Consider the following 12784-nt stretch of genomic DNA (forward strand, 5'->3'; position numbering starts at 1 on the left):
CGTTAACTTATTATACAATGAAAAACAAGGTTACACAAGGAATAAGGCTTCCTGCCCCGCGCTCTTAAGACCGCCTTCGCCGATTCTTTTTTCTTTCTTAAGAAATCCCCGTCAAATCAAAGAAAAAGAGAGCCTTGCTCTCCTTACAACGTCTCCGGCCGGTTGTTTTCCAGCACGGTTTCATAAATGGTTTTCAGCTGCTGGCCCACGCTGGCGATGCTGCGTTCCTGTGCCGTCTTTTTCCCCTCGTCGCTGACCGACGGCAGACGCTTCTCAACGACTCCTTCGATCAGCTCGACGAACTCGTCTACAGACTGGCCTTTATAACAGTTCACCCGATCTTTCAGCCAAGGATCAAACACCCCGATGTCACGGACGATGACCTGTTGGGAAGCGGCCAGCGCTTCCAGCACGACGATGCCTTCCGTTTCCTCGTAAGACGGGAAGAAAAAAGCATTCGCTCCGGCATACGCGCCCTCGATAATCGCGCCCTTAACATAGCCTGGGAAGATCACATTAGCCGGATGATCCTCAACCAGCTCGCGGATATTCTTCGGCACGGAGATCAGCGGCGTATAGCCGAACCAGATAAACTTATACTGCGGCAGACGCTTCGCTACCTCAATGAAATCCGGCAGTCCCTTGCGCTCAAAATACAAGCCGACAGACAATACGACCTTATCGGTTTCATTCAGGCTGAAATACTTGTAATACGCTTTGACCTTTTCCGGATTGTAGCTGAAGCGGTCCAGATCAATGCCGTTGGACACGGCATAAATTGGTAAGTCAATGCCATAGCCTTCCAACAAGCTCTTGGAATAGGGCGTCGGCGTAATGATCGCATCGGCGCTGGAATAGAGCGAAACCAGATGCTTCTTAAACAGCGGGGCAAACTGATTGGACAGCACAAACGAATTGCGGAAATCTTCTTCTGTTGAATGTGCGTGATAAATGACCGGTTTGCCTTCCCGGCGGGCTTTGGCAATCACCCCCGCGCTGGCCGGTCCGACCGTATTGATGTGCAGAATATCAAAATCATCGTTCGGATCCAGCGTGTACTCAATCCCCGCCATCGTCAGCGCCTGCTTCTGATGCTTCAGCGCCCGTCCGATTCCGGAGGTCGAGATCACCTTTTCTCCTTCAAAAAACAACAATACTTTCATGTACATACCTCGAATCCACTATCAAGTATAATGAAAACCCTATCAATTATCAAGTCCTTCCGCGGTTTTCATCCTGAGCCTTAGACATCCGGCGGACATTGTTTGCCAGATTTCTGCAAAGAGGAGCTTGTTTTATTCAAATTCAGATGTATCAAAATCGATCAGGGAATAATTCCATGCTTCCATTCAACAGCGGCTGAAAAGCAAAAAAAAGCGACCCCCAAAATGAGGGTCAGCTTTCTATACGATCTTCAGCTTATTCTTCTGACAGCTTGACTAAGCGTGTATAACGGCGCTGCGCATCCTTCTTTGTTCTTTCGAACATTTCGTATGCTTTTTCGCCCTTCAGCTTCGGCAGCTGGCTGTAACGGGTTTCGTTCAGCAGGAACGCCTGGAACAGATCCCAGTTCGGTTCCTTGGAATCGATCGTTAACGGATGTTCTTCGTTGCGCGGATCAAAACGGTACAGAACAGTATAGCCGCATTCAACAGCCTTGGCCTGAACTCTCTGATGGTTCGCCAGACCGCCCTTGATGCCGTGTTCAGCACATGGTGCGTAAGCAATGATCAGGGATGGTCCGTCATAGCTTTCAGCTTCCTTGAAGGCTTTCAGCGTCTGAGCCCGGTTCGCGCCCATCGAAACGGAAGCGACATAGACATGACCGTAAGCCATCGCGATCTGACCGAGGTCTTTCTTCGCGGTGCTCTTGCCGCCGGCTGCGAACTTCGCGATCGCTGCCGACTGCGAAGACTTGGATGCCTGTCCGCCGGTGTTGGAGTAAACTTCGGTATCCAGAACCAGGACGTTAACGTTCAGGTTGTTGGCCAGAACATGATCCAATCCGCCGTAGCCGATATCATAAGCCCAGCCGTCGCCGCCGACGATCCAGATCGACTTGCCGACCAGGTCGCGTTCGTAATCCAGCAGTTCCTTGACCGCTTCATTCGCGGAAGCTTTGACGCCGGCAATGATTTCATCTTTGATTTCACGCTGTGCATCACGGTTGTTGCCCGCCGCCAGATATTTCTCGAACGCCGCCTTCAGTTCCGGTTCAACGGAATCCAGGTTGTTTTCCATCAGCGACAGGATGCGCGCTTCCTTGAAGTTCTGCGCCAAAGCCATGCCGTAGCCGTATTCAGCGTTGTCTTCAAACAGGGAGTTCGCCCAGGCGACGCCGTTGCCTTCCGCATCGTTGGAGAACGGAGTTGACGGTGTCGAGGAGCAGTAGATCATTGAGCAGCCGGTCGCATTGGCGATCATCATATCCTTGCCGAACAGCTGAGAAGCCAGCTTGTAGTAAGGCGTTTCGCCGCAGCCCGGGCAGGCTCCGGAAACTTCAAAGTAAGGCATTGCGAACTGCGAGCCCTTGACCGTGTCCACCGGGAAGTAGTTCGTCTTGTATTCGGTGTGCTTGAACAGGTAATCGGCCAGCGGTTCCTGATCCAGCTTTTCGTTGATATCGACCATCTTCAGCGCCTTGTTGCCGCCCTTGCCCGGACATTCAACAACGCACAGACCGCAGCCGACGCAGTTCGCCGGAGAAACCTGGATCCGATACTTCAGATTTTCAACACCCTTGCCCATCGCCTGAATCGTCTTGAATTCCATCGGCGCATTGGCGATTTCTTCATCCGTCAGTAAGAACGGACGGATTGTCGCATGCGGGCAGACGAACGAGCAGAATCCGCACTGGATACAGTTGTTTGGATCCCAGGTCGGAACCTGAACCGCGATCGTGCGCTTTTCCTTGAAGGAAACGCTGTTGTGAATCGAGCCGTCCAGGATATCGTACTTCATGAAGTTGGATACCGGCAGATCATAGCCTTCCAGAGAGTTGATCGCCATGACATGGTTGTCAAAGTATTCGTCGCCGGTCAGCTTGCGTCCGGAATCATAGCTCAGTTCAGCCCATTCCGGCTTCACTTCGATTTCAACCAGACCGTTTTTGCCCTGGTCGATCGCCTTGTAGTTCAGCTGGACGATTTCGTCACCCTTCTTGGAGTAGGACTTCTTCGCCATGTACTTCATCAGTTCAACCGCTTTATCATACGGCATGATCTGTTCGTTCAGCGCGAAGAACGCCGACTGCAGGATCGTGTTGGTCCGGCGGCCCATGCCGATTTCCTGAGCGATCTTGGTCGCGTCGATGATGTAGAACTTCGCGTTCTTCTTCGCCAGCTGCGCCAGCATGCGGTTCGGCAGGTGATCCTGCAGTTCCTCTGCGGAGAACGTTGTGTTCAATAAGAAGGTTCCGCCGTTCTTCAGGCAGCTGACCATGTCATACTTGAAGCAGTAAGCGTCTAAGCTGCAGGAAACGAAATCAGCGTTTTCAATATAATAGGTGGAACGGATCGGGGAATGACCGAAACGCAGGTGGGAGCGGGTAACGCCGCCGGCCTTCTTCGAGTCATACTGGAAATACGCCTGCGCATACTGATCGGTGTTGTCGCCGATGATCTTGATCGAAGACTTGTTCGCCGAAACGGTACCGTCAGAACCCAAACCGAAGAACAGGCAGGATGTGTAGTCCGCGCTGACATGGAATTCAGGATCGACTTCCAGGCTCAGGTGCGTAACGTCATCGTTGATGCCGATGGTGAATTCCGCCTTCGGAGCATCTTTCGCCAGTTCGTCATAAACAGCCTTGATCTGGTTCGGCTGCGTATCGCGGGAGCTTAAGCCGTAGCGGCCGCCGATGATCGTCAGATCCATGCCCTTTAATGCGGCTAAGACGTCGAGGTACAGCGGTTCGCGGGCGCCCATTTCCTTCGTGCGGTCCAGAACCGCGATCTTCTTGACCGAAGCCGGCAGCACCGCGGTCAGATACTTCACGGAGAACGGACGATACAGATGGACTTTGATCAGGCCGACTTTTTCGCCGCGCTTGGTCAGCTCGTCGATCGTTTCTTTAATCGTTTCGGTAACGGAACCCATCGCAATGATGATGCGTTCCGCATCCGGTGCACCATAGTAAGTGAACGGTGCGTATTCGCGGCCGGTATGCTCGCTGATCTTCTTCATGTAATCGGCAACGATATCCGGGATCGCTTCATAGTGCAGATTCTGCGCTTCGCGGCCCTGGAAATAAATGTCGTCGTTTTCCGCGCCGCCGCGGGTTACCGCGTTGGTATGCGGGTTCAGCGCATTGGCCCGGAACGCTTCAACCGCGTCCATGTCGATCAAGCTCTTTAAGAACTCATAATCCATGACTTCGACTTTCTGAATTTCGTGAGAAGTTCTGAAGCCATCAAAGAAATGAACGAACGGTACGGAGCCCTTGATCGCCGCTAAATGCGCGACGCCGGCCAGATCCATTGCTTCCTGAACGGAATGCGACGCCAGCATGCAGACGCCGGTCTGACGGCAGGCATAAATGTCGCTGTGATCGCCGAAAATGCTCAGTGCACGGGTTGCCAGAGAACGCGCTGCGACGTGAATAACGCCTGGCAGCAGCTCGCCGGCCATCTTATAGATATTTGGAATCATCAACAGTAAGCCCTGGCTTGCCGTAAATGTGGACGCCAGCGCACCGCCCTGCAGAGCGCCGTGTACCGCGCCGGCGGCACCGCCTTCAGCCTGCAGTTCCGCAACTTTGACAATCGTGTCAAAAATGTTTTTACGGCCCTGAGTAGCCCATGCGTCAACGACTTCAGCCATCGGTGAGGATGGGGTGATAGGATAGATTGCAGCTACTTCAGTAAACGCATACGCGCAATGAGCGGCAGCTGTATTGCCATCCATGGACATAAAAGTTTTTGTCATGGTTAAACCTCCTGTACTCTCTAACCGTTACCATTATAAAACAAAAGGTTTGATTTTTAAACCTCGATTTTCAACTTCTTCCTGCTTCTTTCCGATTTTTACCCATTTTTTTCAAGCGCTTTCCATCAGATGATTTAAACTTTACAATTTGCCTGAAAACCGGCCGTCAAAAAAGGAGGAAATCAATGAATTTCCCCCTTCTGTTGCCTACACTTGAATGCGCGTCCACTTCGCTTCGCGGAAACGCCAGTAGCTGACGATATAGCGCGTGAACTGATCGAGCAGCACCGACAGCCACGCCCCCGGCAATCCCAGATTGAGCGGATAGCACAGCACCCAGGTCAGAACCGGCCGGACGATCGTGACGCTGACAAACATCAGAAGCGCGACAAACTTGACGTCGCCGGCCCCGCGCAGCGATCCGACGATGATGACCTGCACGATCTGAAACAGCACGGTGATCGAAAGAATGATCAACGGTGTTTCCCCGGCCAGAATCACCGCCGCCTCGTTGGTGAACAGCGCCATCAGCTGGGCGCGGAACAGCGTGATCGAACCGGAGACAAGAATTGCCAGAATCAAGCCGATCCGCTGGGCAACCTTGCCGTAGATGATCGCCATATCCGAGCGGCTGGCGCCTAAGCTCTGCCCGACCAGCGAGGTATTGGCAATCGACAGCCCGTCGCCGACGGAGAACGAAATCGACATGATGTTCATGACGATCTGATGGGCGGCGAAGGCGACCGTGCCCAGGCCGGCCACCGCTTTGGCGTACATCAGAAAGCCGATCCGCAAAAAGATCTGTTCAACAAAGGCCGACCAGCTGATGTTATAAAGATCGCGGATCGCCGGAATATCCGGCTTCCACGACTGCCGCCGATGCAGCTTTAAGAAGCCCTCGGTATGCGTGACGGAATACACCGCGATCAGAAACGAGACGATATTGCCGATCGCCGTCGCGATCGCCGCGCCCGCCACCTCCAGGCGCGGGAAGAAAAACAGACCGTTGATCAAAAGTGCGTTGAACACGAGGTTGACAAGATTGGCCGCGATGTTGGTCACCATCGAAATCCGCGTGTTGCCGACGCCGCGCTGGGCGGCGGTGATCGTCAGACCGATGCAGTAGAAGAAATTACCGAACATGATGATCCGGAAATAGGTCACCGCCAGGCCCAGATAATCCGGCGTCGCCCCGGCAAACGCCAGAATCTGCGGAGCGAACAGCGCGCCGCAGAAGGAAAGCAGAAAAGAAAACCCGACGCTCAGCAGCAGCGCCTGGCGCAGATAGGTATTCGCTTCTTCCTGCTTTCCCGCCCCCTTGCGGCGGGAAACGAGCACGGTAACTCCGGTGTTGAGCGCCAGGATCGTCGCCAGCACAAGAAACTTCGGCTGGTTGGTGATGCCGACCGCCGCGATCGACGCCGAGCCCAGGTTGCCGACCATCATCAAATCGACCGCTCCGATCAGCGCGATCAGCACGCTCTCGACGGCGCTGGGCCAGGCGATTTGATAGGTGCGCTTGTAAATCGCTTTGTTGCTCGGTATTTCGCCGCGGATCTGAGCCGGCTTGATCATTCCCTGCCAGCGGAAAAAGTTCAATATTGCGTCCACTTATAACTCCCCCTCAATTCTATACCGAATAGTTTACCATAATTCTTCAGAAAATGCGTCTTTAGTTCTGCCCTTGATTAAGGGAAACGGACCGGCCTGATTTTTTCACCCTATCTTCAGCGCAAAAAAAAGAAACCCGCCGCCGGAAGATCGAACTTCCACTTCAGCTGCGGGCTTCGATATTGAAAATCCTGTCCAATAAACGGGATTTGTCTCTTTCAGAGCATCCTTCGCTTATTTTTCAAGCAGGTAGGCCGCCAGCAGCGTGTAAGCCGCGCTGACGCCCTGCATGTGCGTCCGTTCCATACCGTGGCTGGCATGCACGCCCGGGCCGATCAAAGCGCCGCGGATATCGTTGCCGCCCTTGAGCGCCGCGCCGCAGTCGCTGCCGTAAAACGGATAGATGTCGACGGCATAGGGCAGCTGGTGCGCCTGCGCCAGTTCGATCAGCCGGCTGGTCATCTGATAATCATACGGGCCGCCGGAATCTTTGGCGCAGATCGACACATCGGTCTCAGTACAGCTCAGATCTGTACCGACGCAGCCCATATCGACCGCCAACAGCTCCCGGACATCACCTGGAATCCACGAAGCGCCGTGGCCGACTTCCTCATAGGTGGAGAACAGGAAATAGGTTTTCTGCGGCGTGGTCACGTTTTCATCTTTGAGCGCTTTCAGCAGCGTCAGAAAGATCGCGGCGGAAATCTTGTCGTCCAGAAAGCGGGATTTGATGAAGCCGCTCGGGGTGATCGTCGTCTTCGGGTCGATCGCGATGATATCCCCGGCCTGGATTCCCAATCTGCGCACATCCTCTTCATTGCGGACAAGCTCGTCGATCCGTACTTCCATCGTTTCCTCCGAGCGTTCCTGGCTCGAAGCTTCCTTGTAGACATGCACTGCCGGGGCCGTCGACAGAATCGTACCGGTATAGACTTTTCCCTGGCGTGTGATGATGCGGCAATATTCGCCATCCAGCGTCGGCAGGCACGGCCCGCCCAGCCGGGTAAACGCCAGCTTGCCATCCTTTTTAATTGATCGGACCATCAGCCCCAGCGTATCGGTATGCGCGCTCACCGCAACAGCCGGCTGATCGGCCGGTCCTTCGATTTCCACGATCAGATTGCCCTTGGCGTTGCGATAACAGGCGTAGCCTAACGCCTGCACCTGTTTTTCGATCCAGTCGATCGCATGCTGAGTAAAACCGGTCGGGCTGTCGATGCTCAGCAGTTGTTGAGCATAGTCCGCCAGAATTTGTTCGTTCATCTTCTTCATTGCGTTTCCTCTTTTCCTTCTGAACCAGACTAACTGATATAGACTCCGTCCTGATCATCCGTTTCGCTGACCAGCACTTTCACATCCTCATTGAGTGAAGTCGGCACGTTCTTGCCGACATAATCGGCGCGGATCGGCAGCTCGCGGTGTCCGCGGTCAACCAACACCGCCAGATGAATCGCCCGCGGCCGGCCGAAGTGCATGATGCCGTCCATCGCTGCGCGCACTGTGCGGCCTTTATACAAGACGTCGTCGACCAGAATCACGATTCTGTCCTGCACCGGCACGCGCAAGGCCGGCGGCTGAACCTCGCCGCGTTCTATATCGTCGCGCCACGAAGAAATATCAAGGCTGTCGCAGGGAATGTCGCATTCCTCAAACTGATCGATCATCTTTTTTAAACGTTCCGCCAGAAATTCGCCGCGGGTCTTGATGCCGACCAGCACCAGTCCTTCCACACCCTTGTTTTTTTCTACGATTTCATGCGCCATGCGTACTAACGAACGCTTCATGGAACTGGCGTCCATAATTTCCTTCATGTTTGTCTTCTCCTTTCGTCACACAATCTGGAATAAATAAAATTTAAGATACCGGGTTTCCGGCACGGTTATTAAAATGGGATGATCCGGGGCCTGATGACGGACCTCGATTTGCCGCAGCTCGACCTTTGCGTTCCGCGCGGCTTCCTGCAGCATCGTTTCAAACATTGCGTCTTCCATAAAATGCGAACATGACGCCGTTGCGAACAATCCGCCCCGCGGCAAAAGCTTCATCGCCAGCGTGTTGATCTGGCAATAGCCCTGATAGGCGCTGCGGATCGTTTTGCGGGATTTGGTAAACGCCGGCGGATCGAGAATGACATAATCAATGCCCTGCGCTTTCCACTTCGGATCCGCTAACAGATCGAACACGTCGGCCTGCACAAACTCCAGCTTCTCTTCCAATCCGTTAAGCCGCGCATTGTCTCTGGCGCTGGCTAATGCGCTGGCGGAAATATCGGCGGCGATCACCCGCGCCGCCCCAGCCTTCGCCGCATTGAGCGCAAATGATCCGGTATGCGTGCAGCAGTCCAGCACCGATCTTCCCTTCGCCAGCCGGGCCGCTGCCTGACGGTTGTATTTCTGATCGAGGAAAAATCCCGTCTTCTGCCCCTCGCCAAAATCAACCTCATAGCGGATTCCGTTTTCCACGATCTGCGTCGTCGTGCTTTCAGGATGCGGGAAGCCGGCGGCCCAGCCCGTACCTTCCCTCAGTCCTTCCTTTTTGCGCAGCGCAATATCGTTGCGCTCGTAAATTCCCGCGACTGTTTGACCGCGTTTTTCCATTTCTTCCCACAACAGGGCAAACAGCTGATCCTTGATCCGTTCGATCCCCAGCGACATGATCTGGCTGACCAGCACCGAACCAAACCGATCGACCGTCCAGCCCGGGAAGTGATCGGCTTCCCCAAAAATCAGCCGGCAGCAGCCGAAATCCTCGCCCATGACGATCCGGCGGTAATCCAGACTGTACCCGATCCGGCGGCGCCAGAACGCCTCGTCAAATCCGTCGTTGGCATTCTGCGAAACAATCCGCACGCGGATCAGCGACTGTTCATTATAAAACCCGGTTCCCAGATAAGTTCCCTTTTCATTGACGACATCGCACAGCTGCCCGTCCGCCGTTTCTTTGACTTCGACGACTTCGCCGCCGTAAACCCACGGATGACCGCTTTGCAGGCTGCGCTGCGCTTTTTTCGTCACGGTCACCGTCGGAAACTGACGTTGTTGTTTCATGATTCATCCCTCTTTTTCACAGTCTTATCTTATCTGAAAGTCAGGGAAATTACAAATATTCTTTTCCCAAATTTCCGGTTAAACCTTTGACAAGGTCACAAAAAGAGTGTAATCTGAAATGGCACCGTTTTTTATCATTTCTGCAAGCCAGACCTCTGTTTTTATTCTGATTCCAAACAAATCAGGAGAAAAGAGGGTGCCAGGGATATGAGTTATGACTTTTTCAGCATGAATACAATTAGTGAAAACGCTGTGCTTCATCACAGACTTTTTTATTGCGTCCGTGAATTATTTCGGGCACCTGAAAATCACAGGAGGCCGCAGTTAAGCCGTTCGGCTCAGCTGCTTCACGAATTGGGCATGCCCAGCAGTCTTTCCGGTTACCGGTTCTTGGAATTCGCGATGATCACGCTCGCGGAACAGCCGCACCTGCTCAAGAACCTGGACCGCGGATTATATCCGATCATTGCCGAAAAGTTTAACAGCACCAAAGACCGGGTTGAGAAAAACATCCGCTGCGCCATTGAACGAACATGGCTGCGCGGCAATGCTTCCCTGATCAGTGAGATTTTCGGGTATTCCGTCAATCCGGATCAGGGCCGACCATCCAACGCCGAGTTCCTCTGGGCCGTCTGCGATTATCTGAACCGCTGAACAGGTTCAGACGTGCCGGTTTATGCGCAACCCAAAAATCCGCCGTTGAAGCCAACGATCAACGAATCCGGGCAGCTGCCCTGGGATATTCGCGATCAAGTGCTCGACGGCGGATCTTTTTTATTTTATCGCAGCTGTTTCAAGTATGAAAATCAGGTCTTCTTCAAGAACATCCGCTGCATGACCTGTCGTGACCGGATACGCCAATGATCTCGGATCGCTCAAGGTTAAAGCACAATACCGGCGTTACAGACCGTTTTTTTCATCAGCCTGCCCGGTCAGCGCCAACACCTGTTCCTTGAACTGGCGGCCGCGCTGTTCATAGTCGGTAAACTGATCCCAGCTGGCGCAGACTGGCGACAACAGCACAATATCGCCCTTCTTCGCCAGCTGACAGGCCTGATCAACAGCCTCCGCCATCGTTTCCACGACGATCGCATCCGGCCGCAGCGCCTTGAGCTGATCGCGGGTTTCGCCATACACGATCATCGTCGCGATCCGGTCCAGAACCGGCTTCAGACCCTCGAAGCCGGTCTTTTTATCATACCCCCCGGCAAGCAGAATCACCGGTTTGTCAAAAGCCTTCAGGGCGACCGTCGTCGCGTCGACGTTGGTCCCCTTGGAATCGTTGTAATACCGCGCGCCATTGATTTCCGCCACAAATTCGATCCGGTGCTCGACGCCCTTGAACGTGCGGATGCCTTCGCGGATCTGATCCGCGTCCACGCCCATCTTCACCGCCATCGCGGCCGCCGCCATCGCATTCTGCAGGTTATGCCGGCCCGGCAGATGCAGATCACTCAGCGCAAACAGCGGCTGATCAAACAGCCAGACCTGATCCTGCTTTACGCAGACGTCGGCCGGCTTATCCAGCGAAAACGTCACCCTGCGGCACGGCAGATCCACGCAGCGTTTGACGATTTCCGGATCGTCAAGATTGACTAAAAACCAGTCGTCGCCGGTCTGATTTTTCCAGACGAGCATCTTGGCGTCGTAATAGGCGTCCAGCGAACCGAAATAATCCAGATGATCCGGCGTCAGATTCATGCAGACCGACACCGCTGGATGGAACTTTTCCATCGCGACCAGCTGAAAGGCAGCGACCTCCAGCGCCACGTCCGTCTTCTGATCACCTTGTTGGCGCACAATTTCCGATAACGGCACGCCGATATTGCCCGCTGTCCGGGCATTGGGACGCTTGCGTTTCAGCAGCTCGCCCAGCAGAGTTGTCGTTGTGGTCTTGCCATTAGTACCGGTAATGGCGGCATAGGTAAACTGATCGGTAAACCACGAAGCGACCTCGATTTCATTGACAATCCGCGCCTTTTTCTCCACGAAATACTGCACGAACGGCGCATGATAAGGAATTCCCGGATTCTTGACGATCAGATCCCAGTTTTCCATTTTCAAAAATTCCGGATGTCCGTGATCCAATACCTGAACTCCGGCTTCTTCCAGTTCGCGTTTCGCGTCGATCTGCTTCATATCGGTGATCGTGACCGCATGATGATGACTTGCCAGCAAATACGCCGCCTGCGTCCCGCTGCGGGCCGCGCCGATGATTAAAACCTTCATATTACAACACTCCAATCAGAAAGCCGGCCACTGTGCAGACCAGCTGTAAAATCCAGAACATCACAACGACCTGCGTCTCGCGCATGCCGCCTAAAACAAAGCTGTAATGAATCGGCGTGTAGCGGAATACGCGTTTGCCGCGCAGCTTCACCGACGAGATCTGAATGATGACGCACAGCGTTTCCCAGACGAACACCCCGCCGATCACCACTACGGCGATCTCCTGCTTCAGAATCATCCCGACCGCAGCCAGCGCCCCGCCCAAAGCCAGCGAGCCGGTATCGCCCATGAAGATCTTCGCCGGATGCGAATTGTATTTCAAAAAGCCCAGCAGCGAACCCATCACCGCCATGATGAACGTCGCGATCGCCAGCTTGTCCTGCTGCAGAGCGAACATTACAAACGGCGCGAAGGCCAAAAAGCTGCATCCCGCCGCCAGACCGTCCATGCCATCCGTCAGATTGACGGCATTGGACGCGCCGGTGAACATAAAGAACACCAAAAGCATATACAGCCCGCCTAACGGAATCACCCATTCAAGAAACGGCAGGATCACATCCGTCGACGCGTTCTGGCGGTACATGAAGAAGAACAACACCGCTAAGACCAGCTGTAAAAAGAATTTGTACTGCGGCTTAAGGCCTTCGTTGTTCTGCCGGATCACGATGATATAATCGTCCAGAAAGCCGATCAGACCGTAGCCGACATACGCCAGCATCACGATCATCGCCTGCAGGTCGCGGATCGCCCCCGGCTGCAGAAGCAGCGTTACGGCTAAGGGCGTCAGCACGAACACGATGCCGCCCATCGTCGGCGTCTTCTGTTTTTGTTTGTATTCTTCTAACGAATATTCGCTGACGGTCTGGTTGTAGTTGATTTTATGTAGATAGGAGATCAGCAGCGGCATCGTCGCAAGCACGACGACCAGGCTGATTCCAAAAGCACTGACCAGTGTTAGAAACATGTTTCTG

Annotated in this window: 9 protein-coding genes; 1 reads left to right on the forward strand and 8 read right to left on the reverse strand. The window is 53.9% G+C overall.

Annotated elements, in window-relative coordinates; translation table 11 throughout:
• Positions 1-143: 143 nt before the first annotated feature.
• From I2G61_RS10815 to I2G61_RS10840, 6 genes are all read right to left on the reverse strand, one after another.
• Positions 144-1163, reverse strand: a complete 1020-nt coding sequence (locus tag I2G61_RS10815) for a glycosyltransferase (protein WP_072684162.1) — start codon at positions 1161-1163, stop codon at positions 144-146.
• 256 nt (positions 1164-1419) lie between these two features.
• Positions 1420-4926: a pyruvate:ferredoxin (flavodoxin) oxidoreductase gene (gene nifJ / locus I2G61_RS10820; RefSeq protein WP_072684161.1), complete on the reverse strand. Its 3507-nt coding sequence runs from the start codon at positions 4924-4926 to the stop codon at positions 1420-1422.
• A gap of 207 nt (positions 4927-5133) precedes the next feature.
• On the reverse strand, positions 5134-6537 hold the full coding sequence (locus I2G61_RS10825; protein WP_083538485.1) for an MATE family efflux transporter: 1404 nt from the start codon (positions 6535-6537) through the stop codon (positions 5134-5136).
• 234 nt (positions 6538-6771) lie between these two features.
• Positions 6772-7800: a M42 family metallopeptidase gene (locus tag I2G61_RS10830; protein WP_072684552.1), complete on the reverse strand. Its 1029-nt coding sequence runs from the start codon at positions 7798-7800 to the stop codon at positions 6772-6774.
• A gap of 38 nt (positions 7801-7838) precedes the next feature.
• Positions 7839-8348 carry a bifunctional pyr operon transcriptional regulator/uracil phosphoribosyltransferase PyrR gene (gene pyrR, locus I2G61_RS10835; RefSeq protein WP_072684160.1) on the reverse strand — a complete coding sequence of 170 codons (510 nt, stop codon included), beginning with the start codon at positions 8346-8348 and terminating at the stop codon, positions 7839-7841.
• A gap of 18 nt (positions 8349-8366) precedes the next feature.
• Positions 8367-9584, reverse strand: coding sequence for a class I SAM-dependent rRNA methyltransferase (locus tag I2G61_RS10840; RefSeq protein ID WP_072684159.1), 1218 nt, complete (start codon positions 9582-9584; stop codon positions 8367-8369).
• Positions 9585-9791: 207 nt separating this feature from the next.
• Between I2G61_RS10840 and I2G61_RS10845 the strand changes: the two genes are divergently transcribed.
• Positions 9792-10238 carry a sporulation initiation factor Spo0A C-terminal domain-containing protein gene (locus tag I2G61_RS10845; protein WP_195396669.1) on the forward strand — a complete coding sequence of 149 codons (447 nt, stop codon included), beginning with the start codon at positions 9792-9794 and terminating at the stop codon, positions 10236-10238.
• A gap of 246 nt (positions 10239-10484) precedes the next feature.
• Here the strand turns inward: I2G61_RS10845 and murD are convergent, their stop codons facing one another.
• Both murD and mraY read right to left on the reverse strand, forming a co-directional pair.
• The gene (murD, locus tag I2G61_RS10850; RefSeq protein WP_195396672.1) at positions 10485-11813 is read right to left on the reverse strand and encodes a UDP-N-acetylmuramoyl-L-alanine--D-glutamate ligase; all 1329 of its coding nucleotides are present in this window, start codon (positions 11811-11813) and stop codon (positions 10485-10487) included.
• A gap of 1 nt (position 11814) precedes the next feature.
• Positions 11815-12777, reverse strand: coding sequence for a phospho-N-acetylmuramoyl-pentapeptide-transferase (mraY, locus tag I2G61_RS10855; protein WP_195548265.1), 963 nt, complete (start codon positions 12775-12777; stop codon positions 11815-11817).
• Between the last annotated feature and the right edge of the window lie 7 nt (positions 12778-12784).

The sequence above is a fragment of the Holdemania sp. 1001095H_141210_F2 genome (assembly GCF_015558105.1).
GTDB lineage: Bacteria > Bacillota_I > Bacilli_A > Erysipelotrichales > Erysipelotrichaceae > Holdemania.

What these genes read in the sequence shown, in the direction of transcription:
- murD (WP_195396672.1), bottom strand. Translation starts at nt 11,813, where the DNA reads ATGAAGGTTTTAATCATCGGCGCGGCCCGCAGCGGGACGCAGGCGGCG.
- I2G61_RS10840 (WP_072684159.1), bottom strand. Translation starts at nt 9,584, where the DNA reads ATGAAACAACAACGTCAGTTTCCGACGGTGACCGTGACGAAAAAAGCG.
- I2G61_RS10815 (WP_072684162.1), bottom strand. Translation starts at nt 1,163, where the DNA reads ATGAAAGTATTGTTGTTTTTTGAAGGAGAAAAGGTGATCTCGACCTCC.
- nifJ (WP_072684161.1), bottom strand. Translation starts at nt 4,926, where the DNA reads ATGACAAAAACTTTTATGTCCATGGATGGCAATACAGCTGCCGCTCAT.
- I2G61_RS10830 (WP_072684552.1), bottom strand. Translation starts at nt 7,800, where the DNA reads ATGAACGAACAAATTCTGGCGGACTATGCTCAACAACTGCTGAGCATC.
- pyrR (WP_072684160.1), bottom strand. Translation starts at nt 8,348, where the DNA reads ATGAAGGAAATTATGGACGCCAGTTCCATGAAGCGTTCGTTAGTACGC.
- mraY (WP_195548265.1), bottom strand. Translation starts at nt 12,777, where the DNA reads ATGTTTCTAACACTGGTCAGTGCTTTTGGAATCAGCCTGGTCGTCGTG.
- I2G61_RS10845 (WP_195396669.1), top strand. Translation starts at nt 9,792, where the DNA reads ATGAGTTATGACTTTTTCAGCATGAATACAATTAGTGAAAACGCTGTG.